General features: G+C 64.0%; 22 protein-coding genes and 1 pseudogene. 13 read left to right on the forward strand and 10 right to left on the reverse strand.

What is annotated here, in order from left to right:
- Positions 1 to 16: 16 nt before the first annotated feature.
- From AC4LFW_RS00815 to AC4LFW_RS00830, 4 genes are read left to right on the forward strand one after another with little or no spacing between them, the layout of a single operon-like run.
- Positions 17 to 1,114, forward strand: coding sequence for a BMP family ABC transporter substrate-binding protein (locus AC4LFW_RS00815; RefSeq protein WP_491816955.1), 1,098 nt, complete (start codon positions 17 to 19; stop codon positions 1,112 to 1,114).
- Positions 1,111 to 2,673 (forward strand): ABC transporter ATP-binding protein, encoded by a 1,563-nt coding sequence (locus tag AC4LFW_RS00820; protein WP_491816956.1) that lies wholly within the window; start codon positions 1,111 to 1,113, stop codon positions 2,671 to 2,673. The genes AC4LFW_RS00815 and AC4LFW_RS00820 overlap by 4 nt, the downstream gene beginning before the upstream one ends.
- Positions 2,666 to 3,802, forward strand: a complete 1,137-nt coding sequence (locus AC4LFW_RS00825) for an ABC transporter permease (RefSeq protein WP_491816958.1) — start codon at positions 2,666 to 2,668, stop codon at positions 3,800 to 3,802. Before AC4LFW_RS00820 ends, AC4LFW_RS00825 begins: the two co-directional genes overlap by 8 nt.
- Positions 3,802 to 4,728, forward strand: a complete 927-nt coding sequence (locus AC4LFW_RS00830) for an ABC transporter permease (RefSeq protein ID WP_491816960.1) — start codon at positions 3,802 to 3,804, stop codon at positions 4,726 to 4,728. Before AC4LFW_RS00825 ends, AC4LFW_RS00830 begins: the two co-directional genes overlap by 1 nt.
- A gap of 191 nt (positions 4,729 to 4,919) precedes the next feature.
- Here AC4LFW_RS00830 and AC4LFW_RS00835 read toward each other — a convergent pair.
- Together AC4LFW_RS00835 and AC4LFW_RS00840 are read right to left on the reverse strand one after the other, a co-directional pair.
- Positions 4,920 to 5,288 (reverse strand): annotated as a pseudogene (locus AC4LFW_RS00835) (hypothetical protein); the annotation flags it as partial.
- Positions 5,289 to 5,441: 153 nt separating this feature from the next.
- Positions 5,442 to 6,200 (reverse strand): phytanoyl-CoA dioxygenase family protein, encoded by a 759-nt coding sequence (locus AC4LFW_RS00840; protein ID WP_491816962.1) that lies wholly within the window; start codon positions 6,198 to 6,200, stop codon positions 5,442 to 5,444.
- Between the two features lie 479 nt (positions 6,201 to 6,679).
- On the opposite strand from AC4LFW_RS00840, the gene AC4LFW_RS00845 reads away from it, so the two are divergent.
- On the forward strand, positions 6,680 to 7,141 hold the full coding sequence (locus AC4LFW_RS00845) for a DUF2753 family protein (protein ID WP_491816963.1): 462 nt from the start codon (positions 6,680 to 6,682) through the stop codon (positions 7,139 to 7,141).
- 1 nt (position 7,142) lies between these two features.
- Positions 7,143 to 7,754 (forward strand): superoxide dismutase, encoded by a 612-nt coding sequence (locus tag AC4LFW_RS00850; protein ID WP_491820080.1) that lies wholly within the window; start codon positions 7,143 to 7,145, stop codon positions 7,752 to 7,754.
- Positions 7,755 to 7,798: 44 nt separating this feature from the next.
- On the opposite strand, the gene AC4LFW_RS00855 is transcribed toward AC4LFW_RS00850, so the two are convergent.
- The 3 genes from AC4LFW_RS00855 to AC4LFW_RS00865 all read right to left on the reverse strand — a co-directional run bounded on the left by AC4LFW_RS00855 (position 7,799) and on the right by AC4LFW_RS00865 (position 14,389).
- A complete protein-coding gene (locus AC4LFW_RS00855) occupies positions 7,799 to 11,455 on the reverse strand; it encodes an AAA family ATPase (protein ID WP_491816965.1) in 3,657 nt (1,218 codons plus the stop codon).
- Positions 11,452 to 12,687, reverse strand: coding sequence for an exonuclease SbcCD subunit D C-terminal domain-containing protein (locus tag AC4LFW_RS00860; RefSeq protein ID WP_491816967.1), 1,236 nt, complete (start codon positions 12,685 to 12,687; stop codon positions 11,452 to 11,454). Before AC4LFW_RS00860 ends, AC4LFW_RS00855 begins: the two co-directional genes overlap by 4 nt.
- Positions 12,688 to 13,516: 829 nt before the next feature.
- A complete protein-coding gene (locus tag AC4LFW_RS00865) occupies positions 13,517 to 14,389 on the reverse strand; it encodes a helix-turn-helix transcriptional regulator (protein ID WP_491816969.1) in 873 nt (290 codons plus the stop codon).
- 332 nt (positions 14,390 to 14,721) lie between these two features.
- Between AC4LFW_RS00865 and AC4LFW_RS00870 the strand changes: the two genes are divergently transcribed.
- A complete protein-coding gene (locus tag AC4LFW_RS00870; RefSeq protein ID WP_491816971.1) occupies positions 14,722 to 14,937 on the forward strand; it encodes a hypothetical protein in 216 nt (71 codons plus the stop codon).
- 16 nt (positions 14,938 to 14,953) lie between these two features.
- Here the strand turns inward: AC4LFW_RS00870 and AC4LFW_RS00875 are convergent, their stop codons facing one another.
- From AC4LFW_RS00875 to AC4LFW_RS00890, 4 genes are read right to left on the reverse strand one after another with little or no spacing between them, the layout of a single operon-like run.
- A complete protein-coding gene (locus tag AC4LFW_RS00875) occupies positions 14,954 to 16,309 on the reverse strand; it encodes a sensor histidine kinase (RefSeq protein WP_491816972.1) in 1,356 nt (451 codons plus the stop codon).
- Positions 16,306 to 16,971: a response regulator transcription factor gene (locus AC4LFW_RS00880; RefSeq protein WP_491816974.1), complete on the reverse strand. Its 666-nt coding sequence runs from the start codon at positions 16,969 to 16,971 to the stop codon at positions 16,306 to 16,308. Before AC4LFW_RS00880 ends, AC4LFW_RS00875 begins: the two co-directional genes overlap by 4 nt.
- Positions 16,971 to 17,276 carry a PepSY domain-containing protein gene (locus AC4LFW_RS00885; RefSeq protein ID WP_491816976.1) on the reverse strand — a complete coding sequence of 102 codons (306 nt, stop codon included), beginning with the start codon at positions 17,274 to 17,276 and terminating at the stop codon, positions 16,971 to 16,973. The genes AC4LFW_RS00880 and AC4LFW_RS00885 overlap by 1 nt, the downstream gene beginning before the upstream one ends.
- Entirely contained in the window at positions 17,276 to 17,584 is a 309-nt protein-coding gene (locus tag AC4LFW_RS00890) for a PepSY domain-containing protein (protein WP_491816978.1), read from the reverse strand. The genes AC4LFW_RS00885 and AC4LFW_RS00890 overlap by 1 nt, the downstream gene beginning before the upstream one ends.
- 161 nt (positions 17,585 to 17,745) lie before the next feature.
- Between AC4LFW_RS00890 and AC4LFW_RS00895 the strand changes: the two genes are divergently transcribed.
- The 5 genes from AC4LFW_RS00895 to AC4LFW_RS00915 all read left to right on the forward strand — a co-directional run bounded on the left by AC4LFW_RS00895 (position 17,746) and on the right by AC4LFW_RS00915 (position 20,797).
- Positions 17,746 to 18,105 (forward strand): copper-binding protein, encoded by a 360-nt coding sequence (locus AC4LFW_RS00895; RefSeq protein ID WP_491816980.1) that lies wholly within the window; start codon positions 17,746 to 17,748, stop codon positions 18,103 to 18,105.
- 103 nt (positions 18,106 to 18,208) lie between these two features.
- Positions 18,209 to 18,475, forward strand: a complete 267-nt coding sequence (locus tag AC4LFW_RS00900) for a PepSY domain-containing protein (RefSeq protein ID WP_491816982.1) — start codon at positions 18,209 to 18,211, stop codon at positions 18,473 to 18,475.
- A 106-nt stretch (positions 18,476 to 18,581) separates the two neighbouring features.
- Positions 18,582 to 19,463, forward strand: a complete 882-nt coding sequence (locus AC4LFW_RS00905; protein ID WP_491816984.1) for a pseudouridine synthase — start codon at positions 18,582 to 18,584, stop codon at positions 19,461 to 19,463.
- A 66-nt stretch (positions 19,464 to 19,529) separates the two neighbouring features.
- Positions 19,530 to 20,306: a DNA-formamidopyrimidine glycosylase family protein gene (locus tag AC4LFW_RS00910; RefSeq protein WP_491816985.1), complete on the forward strand. Its 777-nt coding sequence runs from the start codon at positions 19,530 to 19,532 to the stop codon at positions 20,304 to 20,306.
- A gap of 65 nt (positions 20,307 to 20,371) precedes the next feature.
- Complete coding sequence (locus AC4LFW_RS00915; RefSeq protein WP_491816987.1) at positions 20,372 to 20,797, forward strand: DUF192 domain-containing protein; 426 nt, start codon at positions 20,372 to 20,374, stop codon at positions 20,795 to 20,797.
- Positions 20,798 to 20,957: 160 nt separating this feature from the next.
- Here the strand turns inward: AC4LFW_RS00915 and AC4LFW_RS00920 are convergent, their stop codons facing one another.
- A complete protein-coding gene (locus AC4LFW_RS00920; RefSeq protein ID WP_491816989.1) occupies positions 20,958 to 21,425 on the reverse strand; it encodes an Lrp/AsnC family transcriptional regulator in 468 nt (155 codons plus the stop codon).
- Positions 21,426 to 21,665: 240 nt separating this feature from the next.
- Here AC4LFW_RS00920 and AC4LFW_RS00925 point away from each other — a divergent pair, with 240 nt between their 5' ends.
- The gene (locus AC4LFW_RS00925; RefSeq protein ID WP_491816991.1) at positions 21,666 to 25,136 is read left to right on the forward strand and encodes an indolepyruvate ferredoxin oxidoreductase family protein; all 3,471 of its coding nucleotides are present in this window, start codon (positions 21,666 to 21,668) and stop codon (positions 25,134 to 25,136) included.
- Positions 25,137 to 25,220: the final 84 nt, after the last annotated feature.

Genomic DNA, 25,220 nt, shown 5'->3' on the forward strand with positions numbered 1-25,220 from the left:
CTCAGGAAGACCAGAAATGCTCAAAAAGATGAAACGGACCTTGTGTGCGGCGGTGGCTCTCGGCCTGGCAACGACTGTTGGCGTCGCTTCGGCGCAGGAAGGGCTGACCCTCGATAAACCGGCGAAGATCGCCATGCTCTACATTAGCCCACGCAATGACGGTGGCTGGACCCAGGCCTTCGACGAGGCGCGGCAGAAGCTCGAAACCGAGCTGGACACCAAGATCCAGTACGTCGAAAGCGTGCCGGAGAACGCTTCCTCGATCCGCCCGGCAGTGGACCGGCTGATCCAGCGCGGCGCCAACGTCATCATCGGCACCGCCTTCGGCTATTCCGACACCTTCAAGGAGCTGGCCGCCAAGTACCCGGACGTGGCCTTCCTCAACGGCTCGGGCACCACCAATAGCGCCAACCTCGAATCCTTCTACGGCCGCACCTACGAGAGCCAGTATCTGTGCGGCATGGCTGCCGGCGCGGCGTCGAAGACCGGCAAGCTCGGCTTTGTCGCGGCCAACCCCTTCGGTCAGGTGAACTGGACGGTCAACGCCTTCGCCCTCGGCGCTCAGCAGATCAACCCCGACGCCACCGTCACCGTGGTCTACACCGGCGCCTGGAACGATCCGGTCAAGGAGCGCGCTGCGGCGATGGCGCTGATCGATGCCGGCGCCGACGTGCTCGGCCAGCACGTCGACAGCCCGACGCCGCAGATCGTCGCCCAGGAGCGCGGTGTGCATGGGACCGGTCACCACCGCGACATGCGCGAATTTGCCCCGGACGCCACCGTCTGCTCGTCGGTCTGGGTGTGGGACAAGTTCCTCGCGCCGGAGCTGAAGAAGATCAGCGCCGGCAACTGGACGCCGCCGGAGAACGGCGCGCTGCTGTCCATGGCCGAAGGCGGTACCGATGCAGCCTGCTGTGGCCCGGCGGTCTCCGAAGCGGACAAGGCGAAGATCATGGCCGCCCGCGAAGCGCTGCTCAAAGGCGAGATGCAGATCTACGCCGGCCCGATGCTCGACCGTGACGGCACCGAGCGCATCGCCGCCGGTGAGGTGATGGCCGACCCAGCGCTGTGGCAGATGGACTGGTTCGTCAAGGGAGTGACCACCCAGCAATGAGCAACCTCAACGCGATCCAGCTTTCCGGGGTCAGCAAGTCGTTCGACGGCTTCATGGCCCTGTCCCAGGCGGACTTCACCGCCAAATGGGGCGAGGTGCACGCGCTGCTCGGTGAGAACGGCGCAGGCAAGTCGTCGCTGATGAACATCGCCGCCGGCCTCTACGCACCGAAGAGCGGATCGCTGTTGATCAACGACAATGCGGTGCGGCTCAGCGGCCCGCGGGATGCCAGCCGCTACCACATCGGCATGGTTCATCAGCACTTCAAGCTGGTGAAGCCCTTCACCGTGGCCGAGAACATCCAGCTGGCGCTGCCCGAGGGGCCGGGCAACCACGCCTTCTCGGGCAGCCATCGCCAGCGTCTGGCGGCTTTGGAGCAGCGGATCAGCGACAAGGCGGCCGAGCTGGGTTTCAGCATCGACCCGCGCAAGATCACCGAGTCGCTTTCGGTGGCCGAGCAGCAGCGGGTGGAGATTCTCAAGGTGCTGCTGGCCGGTGCGCGCATCCTGATCCTCGACGAGCCGACGGCGGTACTGACCGATGGGGAAGCCGAGCGCCTGCTAGAAACGGTGCGCACCTTTGCCCGCCAGGGCGCGGCGGTGATCCTGGTCACCCACAAGATGAGCGACGTGAAACGCTTTGCCGACCGCGTCACCGTGATGCGGGGCGGTCGTACCATCCAGACCCTCGACCCGCGGACGGTCTCGGTGCCCGAGCTGGTGCGCCTAACCGTGGGCGAATCCGCGCCGGCCAGCGAGTACCAGCCGGCGATACCGGGCGAGGTGCGGTTGCAGGTGCGTGACCTCAGGTCGTCTGGCGCGGGCGGCCAGGGCGTGCTCAATGGCGTGAACCTGAGCCTGCGAGCCGGCGAGATCTACGGCATCGCCGGCGTCGGCGGCAACGGCCAGAGCGAACTGGCCAACGTGCTGATGGGTCTGCCCGAGCCCTGCGATGGCACGCTGGAGCTAACCGGCTTCGGCGATCTGCGCCGGGCCAGCGCCGAGCAACGGCGCGAGCTGCGCATCGCCGCAATCCCGGCGGATCGCTACGGCGCCGCGCTGGCGGGGGAGCTTTCGGTAGCCGAGAACTTCGGTGTCGGCCAGGTCCATAGCGGGCGCTACGGCTCCTTCTTCAAGCTGCGGCGTAAGCGTCTGGAGGCGGAGGCTGCCGAGGCAGTCGCGGGTTTCGATGTGCAGGGCGTGCGCTCGCTGAAACAGAAGGCCGCGCTGCTCTCCGGCGGTAACGCGCAGAAGCTGGTGATCGCCCGGGAGTTCTCCCGCGACCCGCAGCTGGTGCTGGTGCACAGCCCCAGCCGCGGCCTCGACGTGCGCGCCACCGCCGCGGTGCATGCCCGCCTGCGCGCCGCCCGCGAGGCCGGCGCAGCGGTGCTGGTAATCAGCGAAGACCTCGATGAGGTGCTGGCCCTGGCCGATCGCATCGGCGTGATGAGCGGCGGACGCATCGTCGCCGAATTCGACAGGCCAGCGGATCGCCAGGCCATCGGCAGGGCCATGGTCAGTCATGGAGAACTCACTACCGAAGGGGCAAGACATGAATGAGCAGGTACGCCCGGTGATGCTCGAGCAGGCTACGCAGGCCGCGAAGCAGCCCAAGCCGCCGCTGCTGTCGCGACGCTACGCCCTGGAGATCCGCCAGCAACTGGCCTGGCATTGGCAGGCTGTGATCATCGGCCTCGCGCTGTTGCTGGGGTTGGGCATTTCCGCCGCGATCCTCGTCGCCGCTGGCGTACCGGTCGGCGAGCTGCTCAACGAGTTCGTCATTCTCACGGTATTCGATGCGCAGAGTCTGACCGCCGTGCTGTTTCAGGCTTCGCCGATGATCCTGGTCGGTCTGGCCGGCTGCATGGCGTTTCGCGCCAAGTTCTGGAACCTCGGGCTGGAGGGCCAGATGATCTGGGGCGCCATCGGTGCCACGGCGATCTCGCTGTTCGAGGTTGGCCCTCCGGCGCTGCGTCTGCCGTTGATGCTGGTAGCGGCCATCTTCTGCGGCCTCGCCTGGGCGCTGGCGCCGGTGTTGCTCAAGCTGCGGCTGAAGGTCAACGAGATCATCTCGACGCTGATGCTCAATTACCTGGCGATCAACTTCCTGCTGCACCTACTGTACGGCAGCTGGAAGGACCCGAGGAGCTCGTTCCCCTATTCGCCGCAGTTCCAGTCGTTCGAGCGCTTGCCCGAATTGTTCGAGGGCTTCAGTGCGGCGGTGCCGCTGGCGGTGATCGTCGCGCTGCTGGCGCTGTGGTTTCTCGGCATCTCCCGCGCCGGGCTGTACCTGCGCTTTGTCGATGCCAACCCGCGAGTGGCCGGCGCGGTGGGCGTGCCGGTGCAGAAGATGATCATCGGCACGGTGCTGGTTTCCGGCGCCATGGCCGGGATCGCCGGGTTTCTCGTCACGGCCGGGCAGGAGGGGCGGTTGACCCAGTCGTTCTACCAGGGCTACGGCTTCTCCGGCATCCTCATCGCCTTTCTCGCCCGCAACAACCCGGTGGCTGCACTGGTGGTGGCGCTCTTGATGGCGATGCTGTTCGTTGCCGGACGCAGCCTGCAGGTGTTCTACCAGATCCCCTTTTCCATGGTGCAGCTGATCCAGGCGATCCTGGTGATCTGCGTCGCCTCCTCGGATTTCTTTATCCGCCACCGTATCCGCCGCGTTCAGGGAGGCGAAAGCTGATGGACATGATCGCCAACTGGCTCGGCAACACGCCGGACTTCGCCGTGCCCTTCGCCCTCGCGGCGCTGGGCTTGATCCTCACCGAACGTGCTGGCGTGCTGGCCCTCGGTGCCGAGGGACTGATGCTCGTCGGTGCCCTGGCCGGGATCGGCGCGCAGTTGGCCTATGGCATGCCGGGGATATCGCTCCTGCTGGCCATGGGCGCGGCGGCGGTGGTGTCGCTGCTGTTCGCGCTGATGGTGCTGATGCTGCGCATCAATCAGGTCATCGCCGGCCTGGCGCTGGTGTTCTTCTGCCAGGGGCTGACCGGCTTGCTAGGCACGCTGCTGGACTGGACCAACAAGCCGGTGAAGGGGCTGGGCGCCATTGAGCTCTGGCCGCTGTCGGAGCTGCCACTGCTGGGCAAGCTCTTCGTGCAGAACCCGCTGGTGTTCATGACGCCGCTGATCTTTCTCGCCGTGGTCGCCTTTCTGACACGGACCACCACTGGCCTGCGGATGCGCGCCGTTGGAGAGAATCCGCAGGCGGCGGATGCGGCGGGCATTTCCGTGCTCGGTTATCGGCTGGCCGCCATCCTGGCCGGTTCAGCGCTGATCGGACTGGCGGGCGGCTATATTTCGGTGCTCAGTACCAAGCTGTGGATCGCCGACATGACCGGCGGCCGCGGCTGGATTGCCGTGGCGTTGGTGATCTTCGCCCGGTGGTCGCCTTGGAAGGCGTTGGCTGGTGCGCTGCTGTTCGGCTGTATCGAAGCGTTGATCCCGCAACTGGCCGCCGCCGGGGTGCGCCTGCCGCAGTACTTCGTGCTGATGACCCCTTACGCGGTGACGCTTGCCGTGATGATCTGGGTCGCCAGCGGCAGGAATGTCACCGGCACCCAGCCTGGCGCATTGGGGATTCCGTTCATTCGAGAGGAACGGCGTTAAAAGCCCGGACCTCGGCAGGCCGGGCCAGGTATAGGGTTGAGTCACCGATCGCGGCTGTTGCCTTCTCGCGAACGCGTCGAGTCGGCAGGAATGCCGGTGCCCGTCTCGGTGGCGGATTCAGTGTGAGGCTGGGTATCGGCGGCGGGCTCGGCATCCGGCTCGCTGGAAGGGATGACCGTCGGGGTGCCAACGCTCTCGGCGGCTCCGCGGCAGGTCAGTTCAGCGAACGGCTGGTCCGGCGAGTAATTGCCAGGCACGCGCTCCACGCGCTGGGTATTGGGGCTTACGGAAAAGACGGGCGGGGCGGAGGTGTCCGCGCGCGCATCGGCAGGCACGTGAAATTCGCAGGTCACCGTATCGCCTGTGTTGTTCATGACCTTGACGGCACGTATCCCGACCAGTTCACCGCCGGCTTCGGTTGTCGAGGTCGGTACACCCATGGCGCTGACTTCAATGTCCAGCCCATTGAGATGGGTGATCACCTCTGGCTTCGGCGTCTGGGCGAACACGGCCGGGGCCAGGAGCGCAAAGCCGAGCGCAGTGAAGGGTAGTTTGGTCATGGCAACCTCCTCTAGTCGATGACTGCTTAGAAGGGGGGGAAGCGCGAGGGTTCGGTCGGCCTGGCATCGATTGATCTCGAAAGTGCACAACAGCCCACCCCGGAAGGTGCGGAGAAGACGCGAGCAGGGCCGATCGCTACCCGAGAGCCATGATCAGTCGTACTCCGACGCCTCGTGTTCACCGAGCAGACGACGCTGCCTTGGCGTGGCGGCGGCGATGACGTCCGGGTTGAACTGCCACTGCAGATAGGGCGAAAACTTCTGCGCCACCATCCGCCGCCCGTAGTGCACCTGCAGCAGATAACGGCTGCGGTCGACCGTGCGGTTGCGGCTGCCTGCGTGCCAGAGGTCGCTGCGAAACAGCAGCACGTCACCGGCTTCGCAGAGCACCGGATGTGGCTCGTGGCCCTGCCAGTGGGTTTCACCCGGGCGCGGTTTGCGGCCGGCCCGGTGGCTGCCGGGTATCACCAGGGTAGGGCAGAGGTCGGAATCGATCCGGTCGAGGTAGATATGTGCCGTGCAGATCTGCATCGGCAGCTTGAAAGCGGAATCCGCCAACAGGTGCTCGGGCAGCTCCATGACGAGGTAATCGGCATGCAGCTCGCCGCCAACGAAGCCCGGATGGCTGCGCCAGGCGGTCTGGCCGATCAGGTGGCAATCCCTTCCAAGACAGGCTTCGGCCAACTCGATCACACCAGGAGGATCGAGCAGGGGCAGCCAGAACGGGTCCCGGTTGAAGACGCATTTGTAATGGTCGTCCACCAGTCCCTGGTAGTCCCAGTGAATGGGTTCGAGGCGATCGATGGCGGCGCGGACGACCTCGATCTGCTGCGGCTGCAGGACCTGGCGCAGCAGAACGAAGCCTTGCTCATGCATGGCATGCAGCTGCTCGGAGATCGTGGTCTGGCTCATGCTGATGACTCGGCTAGGCGTGAAGGGTCGACAGCTGACTGAAAGCTTGAGTTCGTAAGCTCGCCCCGCTCGTGGCTGATCCGTATCGGTCCGGCAGGCGTACGGCCACAAGCGGCGCGCCCGTGACACCCTCTCTCGTGCGAATCCCGGCGGCGTGGCCACAAGCGGCGTCTGCCGGTTCGCTTCCAATGCATCCTGCCAAGCGAACCCGCTGCCTGGTATCACTCTCGGTTCAGCGTTGAGCCTTCTCGCCTCGCTTCGCTTCAGCGCCGACCTAGCGACTGCATGTCTTTCAAGTAGCCCGGAGCTGTCCTGTGGCGCTGCACGTCTGTCGGTGCGATAGAGAGAATGCTTGCCCGCCCCTTCGCTAAATGATAATTAAACTCATTAGCGCAAGGCGTTCGGCGCGTCCTTCTCCGCTGCGCTTTGCCTGTTGTGCACCTCCCATCCGCTGAAGCCTCGCTTCAAGGAGATCCATCATGGAGCACTGGAAACGGACCATCGAACTGGCCAACCGGCTTTTCAGCCAAGGCGAATACATCGATGCCCGAGAGCATTATCTGCAGGCGCTGGCGCTAAGCCGGGTGCTGTTCGAGCGTTGGCACGACGCCGATGAAGCGGTCGCTGCCTATGTCATCTCCCACCACAACCTTGCCGATGTGCACCTGCGGTTGAAACAGCCGGAGGAGAGCGCCGAATACCTCTGCGCCATCCATGAGCACCTGCTCAAGTGCCTCATGGATCTGCGCCTCCAAGCAGAGCTACGCGAGGCTTGCCTACGGCACAGCCGGCATAGCTATGTCGAGCTTTTGCAGTTCACCACCGCCCATGGCGACACCCCGCGCATCCGCCGCGTGCTCAAGCGCAGCGCCAACCAGCCTGTATCAATGCTGCAACAGCAGGCGCTCCTGCATGAAAGCCCATTTCACGGAGTTCACTGACATGCCCCACACCCTTCCCGAGCTTCCCTATGCCTACGACGCGCTGGAGCCTCATATCGACGCCCAGACCATGGAAATCCACCACACCAAGCACCACCAAACCTACATCAACAACCTCAACGCGGCACTGGAAGGCACCGAGTGGGCTGAGATTCCGGTAGAAAAACTGCTGACGATGATCCAGCAGCTGCCGTCCGATAAGCAGGCTGCGGTGATCAACCAGGGTGGCGGTCACGCCAACCACTCGCTGTTCTGGACAGTCATGGCCGTCAACGCCGGCGGAACGCCGGAAGGCGAGCTCGCCAAGGCCATCGTTGAGCAGCTGGGCGGCTTCGATAAATTCAAGGAAGCCTTTACCAAAGCGGCCGTGTCGCGCTTCGGCAGTGGCTGGGCCTGGCTCAGTGTCACACCTGAAAAGAAGCTGGTCGTGGAACACACCGGCAATCAGGACAGCCCCCTGATGAACGGCAACACGCCGATCCTCGGACTGGACGTCTGGGAACACGCCTATTACCTGCGCTACCAGAACCGCCGGCCGGAATACATCAACGCGTTCTACCAGGTGATCAACTGGCCGGAAGTACAGCGGCGCTACGGGGCCGCAATGGGCTGATGGCAGGGCAAGCACGGCAGCCGATGTCGTGCTTGCCCCCTGGCTTAGAACCCTGCCGCGCCGATGATCCTCAGCCCGCTCTGACCGTTGCCCTGTCGCTGCACCTGTATCTGCACCGGAATGCGCTCGTGCATTTCCGCCACGTGTGAGATCACCGCCACCTTGCGGCCCTGGGCCTGCAGCGAGTCCAGCGCATCCATGGCGATTTGCAACGACTCCGGATCGAGACTGCCGAAGCCTTCGTCGATGAACAGCGACTCGATCTTCAGTTTGCTCGAGGCCATGGAGGCCAGCCCCAGTGCCAGCGCCAGCGAGACGAGAAAGGTCTCGCCACCCGACAGTGAATGCACCGAGCGCAGCTCGTCGCCCATTTCCGTGTCCATCACCAGCAACCCCAGCGGGCTCCCGCCGCGCTTGAGCCGATAGCGCCGGGCCAGCTGGCGCAGCTGCACGTTGGCGTGCTGCACCAGGAGGTCGAGGTTGTAGGCCTGGGCGATCTTGCGGAAGGCGCCACCGTCGCTGGAACCGATCAGCGCCGCGAGACGACCCCAGCGCTGGCTTTCCGTCGTCGCCTCGGCGATCTGCTGGAGCAGGGACTGGCTCTGGTTGCGCCTGCGGTCGTCGTCGAGCAGCGCGGCGCGGGTTTCGGCGCAGCGTTGCTCGGCCGCGTTGCAGCTGACTTCCTGCTCCGCGTACTGGCGCTTCAGGGTTTCGCCATCCGGCGCATCGGGTTGCCCGGCCTGGTGCGCGGCCAGCCGCTGCGTGCAGCCGTCCAGCCGCTCACGGCTGCGGGCGAGCTGTTCGGTGTTGGCGCGCAGCCGCTCGCGGGCTTCAGCGAGCAAGGCGTCGTCCAGTTGCAGCAACTGCGTCAGGGTCGCATCGTCCAGGTCGGGATGGGCGGCGCGCCAGGCGTTGAGCTCTTCGCCAAGGGATTTGCGTTCGGCCAGCAGCTCGTCGCGGCGCCCGGCGCAGTTCTGCTGCTCGCCCGCGAGGCGAGTGAGCTCGACGCGCGCTTCGTTCAGCTGCCGGTCGATGTCGGCCTGTTGCTGACGAGCGTTCTGGATGGCGATCTCTAACTGCTGCTGCCAGCCTTGGGCGCTGGGCTGCTCACCCAGGCTGTCACGCAGGCTCTGGCGACAGGCCAGTTCGCGAGCTTCGAGTTCACTGAGGCGGGCGGCGCACGCCTTGTGCTGATCGAGACGATTCTGTTGCTGCAGCTGCTCACGTTCCAGTGCGCTCTGGCGCTGTTGCTGCTCCTCAGCGACCTCTGTTTGTTGCTCGATCTGCTGGCGCCGCGCCTCGACCTGGCTGTCGAGCTGCATAAAGGTTGCCGCCGGTGCCTCGCGCCACTGGCTGAGCAGGGTGGCGGGCAACAGACTGCCGAACTCGGCCAGTTCTTCATCCAGGCGCTCCTCGTCGCGGCTGATGGCGTCGCGCTGTCCGGTAAGGGCCTGAGTCGCCTGGACGCAGGCGTCGCGTGCACTTTGCCAAGCGGTCTGCAGAGCTTCGCTGCGCTGCTGCAGCGCCAGCAGCTCGCGCTGGCGGGCGTTGGCCGTGGTGATCTCGGTTTTGAGTGTGGCGAGTTTCCTGTCCAGCCAGAATTGGCGCCCTGTTTCCGGCTCCTTCAGCAGCTCGGCATAGAGGGGCAGGGCGGCCAGTTGCGCCTCCAGCGTTGCCAGCTCGTCGGTGATCTCGGCTTGTCGTTGCTCGTTCTGTTTGATGCCCGTGCTCAGGGCGATGTGCTGGTCGCGCAGCGCCTGGAGTTTTTCGTCGTGACTTTTCAGCAGCAGCTGGGCCTGCTCGGCTTCGCGCTCATCGCCCTGGTCGAGGGCAGCGAGCAGCGCCTTGCCGTCATGCCAGGGGTGCTCGAGGCTGCCACAGACGCTGCATGGCTCGCCGGGGACCAGCGCCGCGCGCAAGGCCTCGACATTGGCGCTGCGGGCCAGACGCTGGCGCTCCAGCAGGGCTTGCACCACCTTGAGCGCCTTTTCCGCGTCGTCCCGCTCGCTGCGAGCGAGCTTGCCTGCCTGCGTCAGGGCGTCGAGTTCCTGCTGCTGGCGGCTCCGTTCATCGCGTAACGTCCGCTGCTGATCTGTTAGCTGCTGATGGCGAGACCAGAACCCGAGCAGGGTTTCGGCTTCGCGCTGGGCTTCACGCCAGGCGTCGAGCCCTGTGTTCAGTTGCGCAAGCTGATCGGCCAGGCTCGTTTCACCGCCGATCCTGGCCTGCAGCGCGTCCAGCGCCTGGCGCGCCTGTAGCTGTGCGGCCTCGGCGGTCTTGGCCGCAGTTTCCAGGGCGGGGAGTTCCAGACGGCCCTTTTGCAAGCGAGCGGCTATCTGCACGGCCTGTTGCAGGCGCGGCCGGTAGCCATTCCAGGCCGCGCATAACGGATGCAGCTCGGCGCTGCGGGCAAGCCCTTCGGTCAGGGACGCCAGTTGGGTGGCGGCCTGTTCCTGTTGCTGTCGCAGTTGCGCGAGGGTCTGTTCGCCGGACTTGCTCGCGGCCTCGGCCTGTTCGGCTTGCCGGCGCGCGTCACTCAGGTCTGTGGCCAGATCGCTCAGGCGTTCCTCTTCGCGGCGCGCCTGAGCCAGCTGAGGCTCGGCCGATTTGAGCGCCTGCTCGGCCGCCTTCAACGCCTCGGTCGATGCCTTGCAGAGCTGCTCCAGCTCGTCGAGGCGCTGCTGCACCGCGCTGTGCTCGCGACCATGGCGAGCCAGGTTCTCTTCAACCTTCGCCAGCAGCGGCGCCAGTTCCCCCTCGCGCAAGAAACGATGCCGTTGCGGTGCCAGCAGTTCGAACAGCCCGAGAATGCGGCGGGCATCGGCCAGGTTTTCGTGTTCGGTTTCAGCGTCGGTCAGCTGCTGCCTCGCGCTGTCGAGCTCGCCTTGCAAGCGGGCCAGGTCCTGTAACCATTGACTCTGCTGTTTCAGCGTCTCGAGCTGCTGCTGCAGCGCCTTGAGCTCGGCCAGTTGCGTCTGGTGCTGGGCTTCCAGCGATTGGCGCGCTTCGGGTTCAAGGGGCTGCACACCGCCAGCCTGTTGTTGCAGCGTGGCGAGTGCTTCGCGGGCGCGCTTGGCTGCTTCGAAGGCGGCCTGGCCGAGGCGGCTGTAGAGACCGGTATCGGTGAGCTTTTCCAGCAGGGTGCCGCGGTCGTTGTCGTCGGCCTTGAGAAACGCCGAGAACTCGCTTTGCGCCAGCAACACGGCGCGGGTGAACTGCGGCAGGGTCAGGCCCAGCTTGGCTTCGAGCAGCTCCCTGAACTCGCGCTTCTTGCCGCTGGCCAGGAGCTGATTGCTGTCCAGATCGAGCAGGCTTTGGCTGCTGGCTTGCAGGCGACCGTCGATCTTTTCCCGGGCGCGCTTGACCTCCCAGCGGGCGCGGTAGCTATGGCCGTCGACGCCAACGAAATCCACCTCCGCGTAGCCGCTGCCACAGCCGCGGCGCAGCAGGTTGCGCTCGTCGCCGCTGCCGATCTCGTCGCTGCCATCCGGCACCTTGCTAAGCAGCGAGGCGCCATCGAGCCGTGGCGTACTGCCGAACAGTGCCAGGCACAGCGCATCGAGAATGGTGCTCTTGCCGGCACCTGTAGGTCCCGTGATAGCAAACAGGCCGGCGCTGGCCAGGGGTTCGGCGGTGAAGTCAATGACCTGTTCGCCGGCGAGCGAGGCGAGGTTTTTCAGCCGGATGGCGAGGATATTCATTTCGTGTCTCCTTCGCCGGCAAGCTCGACGTCCTGCAGGAGGCTGGCGAAGTCATCCAGTGCCTGTTCGTCGGGCGGGTTGCCGAACTGGGCTTCCCAGGCGCGGGCAAAGAGTTCCTGCGGGGTGATCTGGTCGAGGCCGAGCAGTACCTCCGATTCGGCCTCGCCGCGCTTGCCGGCGTATTCACTGGCGATGCGCACCAGCCGGCAGGCCTTGCCGGAAATGGCGGTTTCTATGCGCTGGCGCAGGTCCGGCAGGGGTTCGTCGAGCTGCACGCGCACTTCCAGCCAGGGCAGGTGTTCGGCGAACAGGCCGACCGGGGGCAGGGCCTCGAGTTGGCCGATCACCTCCGCCAGCGGCGCGCGGCCGATGCGGATCATCTCCACGGCGCGGGGCACGGGCAGCGCTTCGACGGTGTCGAGCCGGTCGCCCTCGAAGCCGACCAGCAGCACCTGATGCGGATAGCTGATCTCGCCGAACGAAAGCGGCAAGGGTGACCCGCTGTAGCGGATGCGCTCCTGCCCGGCGACCTTCTGCGGCTTGTGCAGGTGGCCGAGGGCGACGTAGGCGATGGGCTCTGGGAAAAGGCTGGCCGGCAACGCCTCGGCATTGCCGATGACGATGTTGCGCTCCGAATCCTCCGATACCGCTCCGCCGGCCATATGCGCGTGGCTCATGGCGATCAGCGCCTGGCCCGGCTGGCGTTGGGCTTCGGCGGCGGCGATCAGGTGTTGATGGACGTGGCGGATGCCGGCCATGTAGTCCTCACCGGCCTCACCGCCAGTGACTTCCGCCGGGCGCAGAAAGGGCAGGGCCAGGCACCAGCCCGCAACTTCGCCCTTGGCATCGTGCAGCGGGACCAGCAGGCGCTTGTGGTCGAGCTGGTTTTCCGCGATCCAGCTGATGCGACCGATGGCATGGGCGTTGAGTCGCTTCATCAGCGGCCCGGGCAGTTCGATGCGCCCGCCGGAATCGTGGTTGCCGGCGATCATCACGATGTCCAGCTGCGGGAGCTTTTCGTGGGCGCGAACGATGAAGTCGTAGAGGCGTTCCTGAGCTTTTAATGGCGGGTTGACCGTGTCGAAGATATCGCCGGCGATGAGCAGGGCGTCGGGCTGATGCAGGCTGAGCTGGTCGAGCAGCCAGGCGAGGAACTGGGTGTGTTCGTGGTCGCGGTCCTGGCCGTGGAGGGTCTGGCCGAGGTGCCAGTCGGAGGTGTGGATCAGGCGCATACGAGGGAGTTTTCTTCGTTGGTGTCGCGACGGGGCGCGACTGGATGTGAGTCTGAGCGCAGAGTTTGCAAGGTGCTTTTATAGCCGCGAGGGAGGCGCAGCGTTCTTGCTTGCGAAGCTTTTTGGCCGAGGATTCGCGGGGTGTAGCCTATTGGCGATGTGGGTTGAGGCATTGGTTTCGCCCTGCTGGGCGAGTCCCTTTTGGCAGTCGCCCCAAAAGGAACCAAAAGGTCTTGCCCCTGCATCCGGGTCTCGCTGCGCTCGACTTCCCTCATTCCATCGCTGCTCCGAGGGTCGCCGCGCAAGGGCCATCCATGGCCCTTCACGGCTCTCGCGGCATCCATGCCGCTCGCCCCTCTGCGCAGCGATTCCATTCGGCCTCCTGAAAGGGGCGTTCGGTGTCGCCCTATAGTTTTTTTGCTCACAAATGAGCGAAGCGCTTCATGGTCTTTGCAATTAAGAAGCTTGCAGACGACTCGGGCCCAGGTCCCCTTCAGGAGGCCGAGCGTAGACGTTGCGTGGGGGGACGCGAGGCATGGATGCCGAGCGAGGAGTGATGGGTCGGGGCCGCCGTCGGCATGGATGTCCCTTCGCGACGACACCCGGAGCAGCGCCGGAGTGAGGGGAGTTTTGCGAAGCAAAACCCGGATGCAGGGGTGGCCTTCTTTTTGGTTACTTCTTCTTGTCCACACAAGAAAAAGTGACGCGCCATCCAAGGCGCAAACTGCAGGTCGGGCCGAGGAAAGCGCGGCGTCGCGCATGCAGGTCTGCGCCTGCACCTGATCGTGCGCAATCTCGCTCCTGCGAGTGGCCAGGTTCCGTCTAAGCCTCATGCGTACAACCACCCCTTCAACCCCTGCAGATTCCTCACCTGAATCTGCTGCGCCGCGGCATTCGCCTGCACCGTATTCGGATCGATCTGGTAGCGCTGCAACACGTACTGCACCAAGGCCCCGCGGGTGGCGATGCGCAGCTCGCCATCCTGCATGCCGTAATCGGTTTCGATGATTGCCTTCTGCTCTGCACTGAGCCGCGCATCCGGCTCGATGACCACATCCACCGGCGTGTTCCAGGCCTCGTCCTTGTCCTGCGTGTTATCGCTTTCATCCATCAGGTCCGGCTCGCCGCGAAAGCGGCTGAGGACGAAGTCGCGGAAGCCGCGATTTTTCTCGCAGTAGGCGCGCACGTGCCAACGGGTGCCGGTAAACACCAGGGTATGCGGCGCCATCACGCGAATTTCCACATCCGGGTGGGCGAGGGAGACGTATTCGGTTTCCAGCCGCAGCCCTTCGCGGCAGGCTTTTAGGATCGGTCGCAGCACCTCGGGTCGGATGCTGCGGTCGGGCATGTGCAACACCTCGGTGTGCGCGTAGGCCAATGCTAGGCCTTCGATGTGCGGGGCGCGGTCGCGGTTCTGGTCCAGCAGGTGCAGGTAGGCGCTGGCGCTGCCGTCGATGAATAGCGGCTCGAACCCTTTGCTCGGCTTGTAGCCTTTCAGATGGCGGTCATATGTAAGGTTTTTCGGCGCATGCTCGTTCAGGTAGGTGTTGATGTCCTTTGAGGCCTGCTGCCGGCTGATGCCGAAGCTCTGCATCAGGTGGCCCGTGGTCAGGCGGCCTTCCCACCAGGCGATCGTCTCGATCAGGCGGTAGCGCAGCGCCAGATCCCAACGGATATGACTGATCGATTGCTTGCGTTTCATGCATGCCTCATCTGCTTGGAAACTTTACGGGCCACTATCGGCTCGCTCGACGTGTCGCGCGAAGCTACATATATTCGGGCCTTAGTTCAAGCGAGCGGAACGAGGAAACGCCTTATGAGCCTGTTACTGAATGCGTTGCTAGTTTCCGTGGCGGCCTTTGCCGGGATGGGAGTTCTGGCGTGGCTGGCATACGGTAATGACAGCCAGCGATGAGGCGGAAAGAGCAGCGCAGGGTTACAGTTTGTCGTTGATGAGCGGTCATCCGATGAGCGGTATGAATCACCGGGCGCCCTGCTGGGTCTTTGTCACAGACCCAGCGCATGAGACGTTTGATGAAAACCCTGTCCCGTCACCTGGCCGACAACTTTCCGGCCGATTATAAAACCCGCGTAGAGCCACAGGACGATGGTTACCTGGTGGTGCGCGTCGGTTATCCGATCAATGGCACCGAAGCCACTCGTATGGTTGCTGGCCGCCATGTGGAGAACGGCCTGCTGGTCGAGACCATTCTCGAAGACATGCGCAACGAACTGGCCCGCGCTCAGTAACAGGTCACCTCTCGCATCACCCTGCCTGACTGTCTGCCCCCTTCGAGCCACCGGCCCACTTTGGCGCCGATAGGCGAACGCTGACCTGCAGCCCGCCGAGGGCGCTGTCGTCCAGCTTCAGACTGCCGTTCCAGGCTGCCAGGATATCCCGCACGATCCCGAGCCCCAGCCCATGCCCTTCGGCGCGCTCGTCGAGCCGAGCACCACGCTCCAGTACCGCTTCACGGCAATCCGCCGGGATGCCCGGGCCGTCATCTTCAACCAGGATCAGATAGCCGTAGATTGTCGGCTCGATCGTCAGCCGCACCTTCGAGCCTGCCCACTTGCAGGCGTTGTCGAGCAGGTTGCCGAGCAATTCGAGCATGTCTTCGCGATCCCATGGCAACCGGCAGTTCTCGTGGGTATGCCAGCTCAGGTCGAGCTCACGGCGATGGATCATCCGCAGCGTCTCGAACAGCGGTGGCAATTCATCCGCACAGTCGAAATAACCGCCTGGCAGCACATCACCAGCCAGGCGTGCGCGCCCCAGTTCGCGTGAGACGCGTTGCTGGATCTGGCCAAGCTGCTCGCAAAGAGCCGCCCGCAGCGCCGGGTGTGCGGCAATTTCGTCGCGCTGGGCGAGGCTGCCGAGCACCGCCAACGGCGTTTTCAAGGCGTGGCCAAGGTTGCCCAGGGCATGACGTGAACGCTTGAGCGTGTCGTCCGTATGCGCCAGGAGGTGGTTGATCTGCTCCACCAGGGGTTCGAGCTCCAGCGGCACCTGGATGTCCAGCTGCTGGCGCTGGCCCTGCTGCAGCTGGGAGATCTGCTGGCGAGCCCGCTCCAGCGGCCGCAGCGCAAGCTTCACCGCATAGCGTTGCAACAGCAGAAACATCAGCAGCACCACGCCCACCAGGCCGAGGCCGCCCAGACGGACCTGGTCGAAGCTCTTGAGGATAGGTGTGTAGTCGCGGGCGACACTGATGTCGATGCGCTGCCCGTCGCGACGGTATTCAGCGCGGTACATCAGCAGGCGTTGATCCTGCGGACCGTCGGCCAGCTCTGCGCTCAGGCCACTGGCGAGGGGCCACTCGGGCTCGGTGTCCCACAGCGATCGCGAGCGCCAGTTGCGCTCGGGCAGGTCGATCCGGAAGTAGTGACCGGAAAAAGGCCGCTGGTAGCGAGGGTTCAGCCGTCCTGAATCCAGCTTGAAACCATCCTGTCCCTTTACAACGGCGATCAGCAGGCCTTCGGTTTCTTGGCGCAGATCGGTTTCCAGGCTCTGGCGCAGTCCCGCCTCGAACAGCCAGAGGCTGGTCTGCACCAGCAACAGGCTGACCAGTAGCAGTACGGCGATCAACCCCAGGCTGAGGCTGCGCTGGATCGACTTCAAGACGCGCCGCCGAAACGATAGCCCTGGCCGCGGCGAGTTTCGATGAGGCTGCGGCCGAGCTTGCCGCGCAGCCGATTCACCTGCACTTCGATGACATTGGAGTCGCGCTCGGTCTCGCCGTCATACAGGTGTTCGGCCAGCTGGGTCTTCGACAGCAGCTGGCCTGGATGCAGCATGAAATAGCGCAGCAGGCGGAACTCGCCGGCGGTGAGTTCGATGTCCTGGCCGTCCTTGTTGCAACGCTGACGGGCCTCGTCCAGGGTCAGGCCGCCCGCCTCCAGCAGCAGGTTATTGGCCACGCCATGGGCACGGCGCAGCAGCCCCTGGATACGCAAGAGCAATTCTTCCGGGTGGAAGGGTTTGGTCAGGTAGTCGTCGGCACCGGCCTTCAGGCCCTCGATGCGTTCGGCCCAGGAGTCGCGCGCAGTCAGGATCAGCACCGGTGTGGCCAGACCGCGCTCACGCCAGGCGCGCAACACCTCGAGCCCCGGTTTGCCGGGCAGACCGAGGTCGAGAACGATGAGGTCGTAGGGTTCGCTGCTGCCCTGGTAATCGGCGTCGCGGCCATCGGCCAGCCAGTCGGTGGCATAGCCGTGACGGCTGAGGCCCGCAACCAGTTCGTCGGCCAGAGAGACGTTGTCTTCCACCAGCAGCAGGCGCATCAGTCTTCTTCGTCCTTCAGTACACGGCCGTCGTGGGCGTCGAGCTCGATTTCCCGGGCAACGCCGTCGACGGTGATCAATTCGATCTCGTAGACGTAGAGGCCATCCTCTTCTTCCAGTTCCGCCTCCAGCAGCCGGGCACCTGGATAACGCTCCAGGGCGCCCCGCAGAAGGGTTTCCAATGGCTGGATCAATCCCTCGTGGCGCAGCCGCAGGGCTTCGTCCTGGTCCAGGTCACGGCTCGCCGCCGGGGTGGCGACGAGCAGCAGAGCGAGCGGAAGGAGGAGAAGAGTGGCGGGCCGCATTAGTCGTCCTGATGGTCCTTGAGCACTTCGCCGGTCTTGGCGTCCAGCTCCATGTCCCATTGCACACCTTTGCTGTCGCGCAATTCAAGCTGATAGACATGTCGTCCGTATTCTTCTTCCAGCTCGGTTTCCTCTACCGTGGCGCCTGGATGCTTGGCCAACGCGGCTTCGTTGAGCTTTTCGAAGGACTGGATGGTGCCCGCGTCACGCAGCTTCAGTGCTTCGTCCGGCCCAAGGTCGCGGGCCATGGCCAGGTTGGCGCCAAGGGCGAGGGTGGCGGCAGTGATCAGGGTGGTCAGTGTTTTCATGGTTTCGTTTTCCTGTTTGGGTTTCGACGATTCACAGGTTACGGCCCCTGGCTTACACGAACCTGAACGGCGCACACCGGTACAAATCTACGCGCTCACCAGCATTTGCTGCGCAGGGATTGTCCAATACGAGGTACGTCCACCGGTTCCGGAGGCCTGCCATGAAGCTGCTCCATTGCGTCACCCTTACCCTGTCACTGCTCGTCCAACCGGTCTTCGCGCAAGACCTGCTGAAACCGCCGACCTCGGCCGGCTCACCCTCGATCAATGGCGGCCCGGCCACTGAGGTTGCGTCCGAGCCCGTTGTGCATGCGAGCGGCCGGATCGAAGTGATAGACCGTGACGAGGGGGTGGTCACCATCGATCACGACGCGGTGCCGGCGCTGCGCTGGCCGGCAGCGACCATGGAGTTCCAGGCCCGCCGTGAGCAGCTCGAAGGCCTGTCGGTCGGTGACGAGGTACGCATCAGTTTTCAAAGCGAGGGCGACGAAGCGGCGCTGGTCTCCATCGAGAAGCGCTGAAAGCCGCTTTGCAGACGAATCGGGTGAACCCTGGATGAACGAAGTCGCTCGTATGTAACAGGGCTGTCATACGCCCGACGTTCATTCATCAAGAGGATCGACCATGTATCACAAGAAACTGACTGCCGCCCTTGCCATCGCCGTTCTGGGCTCCGCCAGTAGCGTTGCTCTGGCGGATTCGCCCGGCGCCGACTGGATCACCTTCGGTCAGGCCGTCGAAAAGGCCAAGGCCGCCGGCTATACCGAGCTGCACAGCCTTGAAGCGGACGACAAGAGCTGGGAAGGAAAAGGCTTGAAGGCAGACGGCAAGAAGTATGAATTCCAGATGGAAGGCAAGACCGGAAAGATCACCCTCGACGAAATCGACTGATCCAGCGCAGATGCGCTCGGCGGACTGGCTCCTCTGTCCGGGGGAGCCATAGGCGCGCCGAGCTCAGGTATCATCGCGCTCCGCTTTGCCACGGGATTTGTCTTGTATGGCGCCCGCCAATGCCCGCAGCACCCTGCACCTGCCCCAAGGCGACTGGGCGACAGTACTCGATTGTCTGTGCGCGCACTTCCAGGCGATCGGTCGCGACACCTGGGTCGATCGCTTCGCGCGAGGTCGTGTGCTTGACGCTCACGGCCAGCCGCTCGCAGCTGAGCATCCCTATCAGGTCGGGTTGAAGGTCCATTACTTCCGCGAGGTGCCGGACGAGAAGCCGATCCCGTTCGAGGAGCGGATCCTGCATCTCGACGATCACCTGCTAGTGGCGGACAAGCCGCACTTTCTGCCGGTGATGCCGGCTGGGGAATACGTCAACGAGACCCTGCTGGCACGCCTGAGCAAGCGTGTTGGCAACGCCAGTCTGGTGCCAATCCATCGCATCGATCGACTGACCGCCGGCTTGGTGCTGTTCTCGACCAATCCAGCCAGCCGCGGTCTTTACCAGGCGCTGTTTCGCCAACGCAAGATCGACAAGCGCTACGAAGCGATCTGCCCGGCGTTGCCCGAACTGGATTTTCCCCGCGATGAGCGCCTCCACATGGTCGATGGCGAACCCTTTTTCCTGATGAAAAGGGGCGACGGCGAACCCAACAGCGAGACGCGCATCGAGGTGCTCGAACGTCGCGATGCGTTATGGCGCTATGCGCTCTATCCGGTCACCGGCCGCAAGCATCAGCTGCGCCTGCAGATGGCTTCGCTGGGCGCCGGCATCTGTAACGATCCTTTCTATCCCGAGCTGATCGACCGCGGCCGGCGCGAGCAGGATGACTACTCGCGGCCGCTCAAGCTGCTGGCGCGCGGGCTGGCGTTTACGGATCCGCTGAGCGGCGAGCTGCGCCGTTTCGAGAGTCGCCTGCAGCTGGATTGGTAACGCTGATCGCACCATCGCGGCAGCTTCCAGTCGATATGGAAACAGTCCAGCTGAAGCCCTATCGCCATGCCTGAAGGTCCTTCGATCGTCATCCTTCGTGAAGAAGTCGCCGAGTTCACGGGCAAGCCCATCGAGCGCGCGGAAGGCAGTGCCACGCTCGACAAGGTGCTGTTGGTGGACCAGAGGGTTCGGTCGTTTCGCAGCTGGGGCAAGCACTTCCTGATCGAGCTGGACAACGTCTCGCTGCGCATTCATCTGCTGCTGTTCGGCAGCTACCGGATCAACGAGCGCAAGGAGTCGACGCCTCGGCTGAGCCTGGGATTTCCCAATGGTGAGCTGAATTTCTATGGCTGCTCGGTGCAATTCATCGAAGGCCCGCTGGACGAGGCGTATGACTGGGGCGCGGATGTCATGAGCGATGCGTGGGACAACCGCACCACGCTCAAGAAGCTGCGTGCACGGCCCCGGCTGCTGGCCTGCGATGCGCTGCTGGATCAGACGCTGTTTTCCGGCTCCGGCAACATCATCAAGAACGAAGTGCTGTTTCGCGCCCGCATCCATCCGCTGTCGCTGATCGGCGATCTGCCCGCGCCCAAGCTCAGGGAGCTGACGCGTGAGGTCAGGACCTACAGTTTCGAGTTCCTGCAGTGGAAGCGCGAGGGCACGCTTAAAGCGCACTGGCTCGCGCATACCAAATCCACCTGTCCGCGCTGCAGGATTCCCTTCGTCAAGGCCAAGTCGCTGGGTCGCAGCAAGCGCCGCGCTTTCTATTGCGAGCGATGTCAGAAGCGCTACGGCGACAGCGATCAGGTCGCGGTCGAAGCGCCGGCGGACAACGAATGACAAGCCGGCGTTGTATGCTTCGCCGACTTGTCACGCTGCCCTTGACCCACAGAGTCCAAACATCGATGCGTACCGCTTTGTTGCCATTTCTCGTCTTCTTGGTCGGGCCAGCCAGCGTCCATGCCAGCGAGCCGCTGCTGGAACTTCAAATTGGAGGCGCCAGGGTCGTGGCCGAGTACGCCCGCTCTCCCGCTGAGCGTGAGCGCGGCCTGATGGAGCGCACCGAGATGCCGGCAGACCACGGCATGCTGTTTCGCTTCGATGACTTTCGCCGCCACTGCCTGTGGATGAAGAACACGCCGCTACCGCTGTCGGCGGCCTTCATGGACGAGGAGGGGCGCATCGTCGACATTATCGATCTGCAACCTTTGGACACATCGATTCGCTGCTCGCAGGAGCCGGCCCGTTATGCGTTGGAGGTCAATCAGGGTTGGTTCGAACGCAACGCGATTGAAATAGGCGAGCGGGTTCGGGGGATACCGGGCGAATAATCGATCGTGCCGCTGCGGCCTTGTGACTCCGTCATCGACCGATGGATCGCCGGTGGAAAAGGCTGTGGCCGTTTTCCACCCTACGTTCACGGCACTGCGTCGGTAGGGTGGATAACGGCTCCGCCTTATCCACCGCCTGCCTCGGCCCCGGTCTGAAGGCTCAATCCAGCGGCAGCTCCGTCGTCCGCTTCACCTCGCTCATCGCGATATGCGAATGCGCCTCCTGCACGTGCGGTCTTTGCAGGAGCTGGTCGCGCAGGAAGCGTTCATAGGTATCGATGTCTTTGGCTACCACCTTGAGCAGGTAATCCGATTCGCCGGCCATGGTGTGGCATTCCAGCACTTCGGGATAACCGACAACGGCGCGCTCGAATTCGTCGAGGTTGCTGCGTCCGTGAGCGGACAACTTGATGTTGACGAATACCGTCATGTTCAGCCCGAGCTTCTTCGGATTGAGCAGCGCGACCTTGCGCTCGATCAGCCCTTCTTCCTGCATGCGATGGATGCGGCGCCAGCACGGCGATTGCGACAGCTTGACCTTTTCCGCGATCTCGGCGGCGGACAGGTCGGCGTTGTGTTGCAGCAGCAGCAGGATCTTGCGATCGATGCTGCTCAACGGGGTCTGCATGGTTGTGCTCTTTTTGTTGTTGTTGGTGGATGGATCATGCACGGGATCGCACTTACACCGCAAAAGTAGAAAGAAAATCTCTCCCTGTCACGGCCAGACTTTTATCCAACGCGCAACGGTGGGGTGATCCCCTGCCGCTCGCTGGCGTGGGACGGCTTTTACGTGCGGCTGCCCACGACCTGTTAGGCGGACAGTGAACAACGCTGTCCAGACTCCGATAAAAACAAACAGGAGCGCCACATGTCACTGGCCGAGATCCGCCTGGATGACAAGTACCGGCTCGCAACCGGACATCTGTACCTCACCGGCACCCAGGCGCTGACCCGCCTGCCCATGCTGCAGCATCAGCGCGACCAGGCTCAGAACCTGAATACCGGTTGCTTTATCTCCGGCTACCGCGGCTCGCCGCTTGGCATGCTGGACAAGAGCCTCTGGGAAGCGCGCGATTTCCTCAAGCAGAACGCCATCCATTTCCAGCCGGGCCTCAACGAGGAACTGGCGGCTACGGCAGTCTGGGGCAGTCAGCAGACCAACCTGTTCCCCGGTGCCAAGTACGACGGCGTGTTCGCCATGTGGTACGGCAAGGGGCCGGGCGTCGACCGTTCCGGTGATGTGTTCAAGCACGGCAACGCCGCGGGCGTCTCGCCCCATGGCGGCGTCCTGCTGCTGGCCGGTGACGATCACGGCTGCAAATCATCGACATTGCCGCACCAGAGTGAACATGCGTTCATTGCCGCCTCGATCCCGGTGCTGAACCCGGCCAACGTCCAGGAAATCCTCGATTACGGCATCATCGGCTGGGAGCTGTCGCGCTATTCCGGTTGCTGGGTGGCGCTCAAGACCATCGCCGAAAACGTCGACTCCTCCGCCGTGGTGGAAGTCGATCCGCTACGCGTCAAGACGCGCATTCCCGATGACTTCGAACTGCCCGAAGACGGCGTGCACATCCGCTGGCCGGACCCGCCATTGGCACAGGAAAAACGTCTCAACCTCTACAAAATTTACGCCGCACGCGCCTTCGCCCGGGCCAATAACCTGAACCAGGTGATGCTCGATTCGCCGAACCCTCGTTTGGGCATCATCACCACCGGCAAGTCCTATCTCGACGTGCGTCAGGCGCTGGATGATCTCGGTCTCGACGAAGCGCTGTGCGCCTCGGTCGGTCTGCGCGTGCTCAAAGTCGGCATGAGCTGGCCGTTGGAGCCGGTCTCGGTGCACGAGTTCGCCCAGGGGCTGGACGAGATTCTGGTGGTCGAGGAGAAGCGCAGCATCATCGAGGACCAGCTCACCGGACAGCTCTACAACTGGCCCGTCAGCAAGCGCCCAAGGGTAGTCGGCGAGTTTGATGAACACGGCACCTCGCTGCTGCCGAACCTAAGCGAGCTGACCCCAGCGATGATCGCGCGAGTGATCGCCAAGCGCCTCGCGCCGATCTACACCAGCGACAGCATCCAGGCGCGCCTGGCGTTTCTGTCAGCGAAGGAAAAAGCGCTGGCCGCACGCAGCTACGACACCGTGCGCACGCCGCATTACTGCTCCGGCTGCCCGCACAACAGCTCGACCAAGGTACCGGAAGGCAGCCGCGCCTCGGCCGGCATCGGCTGTCACTACATGGTGCAGTGGATGGACCGGCGCACCGAGACCTTTACCCAGATGGGCGGCGAGGGCGTCAACTGGATCGGCCAGGCGCCGTTCACCGACACCCCGCACATATTCCAGAACCTGGGCGATGGCACCTACTTCCACTCCGGCAGCCTCGCGGTGCGTGCGGCAGTGGCAGCCGGCGTCAACATCACCTTCAAGATTCTCTACAACGATGCCGTGGCCATGACCGGTGGCCAGCCCATCGACGGCGAGCTGCGCGTGGATCAGCTCAGCCGTCAGGTGGCCGATGAGGGCGTCAAACGCATCGCCCTGGTCAGCGATGAGCCGGACAAGTACCCGACCCGCGATACCTTCGCGCCGATCACCAGCTTCCATCACCGCCGCGACCTGGATGCCGTGCAGCGCGAGCTGCGCGAATTCAAGGGTGTCTCGGTGATCATCTATGATCAGACCTGCGCCACCGAAAAGCGTCGTCGGCGCAAGCGCGGCAAGCTGGCAGACCCGGCCAAGCGCGCCTTCATCAACCCCGCGGTGTGCGAGGGCTGCGGCGACTGTAGCGAGAAGTCCAACTGCCTGGCCGTCATGCCGCTGGAAACCGAGCTGGGGCGCAAGCGCGAGATCGACCAGAACGCCTGCAACAAGGATTTCTCCTGCGTCGAAGGCTTCTGCCCGAGCTTTGTCACGGTGCACGGAGGCGGGCTGCGCAAACCGGAGGCCATGGCCGGTGGCATCGCCGACGACCAGCTGCCCGAACCGCAGCATCCGACACTGGATCGCCCCTGGAACGTGCTGATCCCAGGTGTTGGCGGCAGCGGCGTGACCACCCTCGGCGCGCTGCTGGGCATGGCCGCGCATCTGGAAGGCAAGGGCTGCACCGTGCTCGACCAGGCCGGGCTGGCGCAGAAGTTCGGCCCGGTGGTGACGCACATCCGTATCGCCGCCAGGCAGGACGATATCTATGCCGTGCGCATTGCCGCCGGCGAAACCGATCTGCTGCTGGGCTGCGATCTGGTGGTGGCTGCCGGCGAAGATTCCCTGACCCGCCTCAACGATCAGATCAGTCACGCGGTGGTCAACAGCCACGAATCGGCAACTGCCGAATTCACCCGCAACCCTGATGCCCAGGTACCGGGCAAGGCCATGCGCGAAGCGCTGATGGATGCGGTGGGCGCCGAGAAAACCCACTTCATCGACGCGACCTTCCTGGCCACTCGACTGCTGGGCGATAGCATCGCCACCAACCTGTTCCTGCTGGGCTTTGCCTATCAGCAGGGGTTGTTGCCGCTGTCCGCCGAGGCCATCGAAAAGGCCATCAGCATCAACGGCGTCGCCGCAGAGCTGAACCAGCAAGCGTTCCGCTGGGGCCGTCGTGCGGCACTGGAGCGCGAGGCGGTCGAAAAGCTGGCACGACCGGCTGAAACGGTCCAACCGATTTGCCAGACCCTGGAAGAGATCGTCGACTGGCGGGTGGACTTCCTTACCAAGTACCAGAACGCGGCCTATGCCAAGCGCTATCGCTCGATGGTCGAGCGCGTACGGGCGGTGGATACCGCTGATGACCTGGCGCTGTCCAAGGCCGTAGCGCGCTACTACTTCAAGCTTCTTGCCTATAAAGACGAGTACGAAGTGGCGCGGCTGTACAGCGAACCGGAGTTTCGCCAGCAGCTCGAGGCGCAGTTCGAAGGCGACTACAAGCTGCAGTTCCACCTGGCACCGGCCTGGCTGGCCAAGCGCGACAGCACCACTAGCGAGCCGCGCAAGCGTGAACTCGGGCCTTGGGTGCTGAACGCCTTCAACGTGCTGGCCAAGCTGAAGTTCCTGCGCGGCACGCCCTTGGACGTCTTCGGCTACGGCTATGACCGTCGTGTGGAGCGCGAGCTGATCAGCGAATACGAACGCAACCTCGACTGGCTGCTGGCGCAACTCAAGCCGAGCAACTACCGCACCGCGGTGGCTATTGCCGCGCTTCCGGAACAGATCCGCGGCTACGGCCCGGTGAAGGAGCGCTCCATCGCCAAGGCGCGCCAGCAGGAGAAGTTGCTCAAGGAGCAACTGACCCGCGGCGACGAGGTGCAGACCGTGCGGCTGTTCGAGCCGGCGGCGTAGGCTGCTGCAAAGCGCTTCGCGAGATTTGTAGGGTGGCCGCCCGGTCACCCTAACAAAAGCTGCCCCATACGCAGCGCAGAACAT

This window comes from Stutzerimonas sp. C6.4V, from assembly GCF_058536345.1.

Coding starts and splice junctions, on each gene's coding strand:
- AC4LFW_RS00815 (WP_491816955.1), top strand. CDS start 17: ATGCTCAAAAAGATGAAACGGACCTTGTGTGCGGCGGTGGCTCTCGGC.
- AC4LFW_RS00820 (WP_491816956.1), top strand. CDS start 1,111: ATGAGCAACCTCAACGCGATCCAGCTTTCCGGGGTCAGCAAGTCGTTC.
- AC4LFW_RS00825 (WP_491816958.1), top strand. CDS start 2,666: ATGAATGAGCAGGTACGCCCGGTGATGCTCGAGCAGGCTACGCAGGCC.
- AC4LFW_RS00830 (WP_491816960.1), top strand. CDS start 3,802: ATGGACATGATCGCCAACTGGCTCGGCAACACGCCGGACTTCGCCGTG.
- AC4LFW_RS00840 (WP_491816962.1), bottom strand. CDS start 6,200: ATGAGCCAGACCACGATCTCCGAGCAGCTGCATGCCATGCATGAGCAA.
- AC4LFW_RS00845 (WP_491816963.1), top strand. CDS start 6,680: ATGGAGCACTGGAAACGGACCATCGAACTGGCCAACCGGCTTTTCAGC.
- AC4LFW_RS00850 (WP_491820080.1), top strand. CDS start 7,143: ATGCCCCACACCCTTCCCGAGCTTCCCTATGCCTACGACGCGCTGGAG.
- AC4LFW_RS00855 (WP_491816965.1), bottom strand. CDS start 11,455: ATGAATATCCTCGCCATCCGGCTGAAAAACCTCGCCTCGCTCGCCGGC.
- AC4LFW_RS00860 (WP_491816967.1), bottom strand. CDS start 12,687: ATGCGCCTGATCCACACCTCCGACTGGCACCTCGGCCAGACCCTCCAC.
- AC4LFW_RS00865 (WP_491816969.1), bottom strand. CDS start 14,389: ATGAAACGCAAGCAATCGATCAGTCATATCCGTTGGGATCTGGCGCTG.
- AC4LFW_RS00870 (WP_491816971.1), top strand. CDS start 14,722: ATGAAAACCCTGTCCCGTCACCTGGCCGACAACTTTCCGGCCGATTAT.
- AC4LFW_RS00880 (WP_491816974.1), bottom strand. CDS start 16,971: ATGCGCCTGCTGCTGGTGGAAGACAACGTCTCTCTGGCCGACGAACTG.
- AC4LFW_RS00885 (WP_491816976.1), bottom strand. CDS start 17,276: ATGCGGCCCGCCACTCTTCTCCTCCTTCCGCTCGCTCTGCTGCTCGTC.
- AC4LFW_RS00890 (WP_491816978.1), bottom strand. CDS start 17,584: ATGAAAACACTGACCACCCTGATCACTGCCGCCACCCTCGCCCTTGGC.
- AC4LFW_RS00895 (WP_491816980.1), top strand. CDS start 17,746: ATGAAGCTGCTCCATTGCGTCACCCTTACCCTGTCACTGCTCGTCCAA.
- AC4LFW_RS00900 (WP_491816982.1), top strand. CDS start 18,209: ATGTATCACAAGAAACTGACTGCCGCCCTTGCCATCGCCGTTCTGGGC.
- AC4LFW_RS00905 (WP_491816984.1), top strand. CDS start 18,582: ATGGCGCCCGCCAATGCCCGCAGCACCCTGCACCTGCCCCAAGGCGAC.
- AC4LFW_RS00910 (WP_491816985.1), top strand. CDS start 19,530: ATGCCTGAAGGTCCTTCGATCGTCATCCTTCGTGAAGAAGTCGCCGAG.
- AC4LFW_RS00915 (WP_491816987.1), top strand. CDS start 20,372: ATGCGTACCGCTTTGTTGCCATTTCTCGTCTTCTTGGTCGGGCCAGCC.
- AC4LFW_RS00920 (WP_491816989.1), bottom strand. CDS start 21,425: ATGCAGACCCCGTTGAGCAGCATCGATCGCAAGATCCTGCTGCTGCTG.
- AC4LFW_RS00925 (WP_491816991.1), top strand. CDS start 21,666: ATGTCACTGGCCGAGATCCGCCTGGATGACAAGTACCGGCTCGCAACC.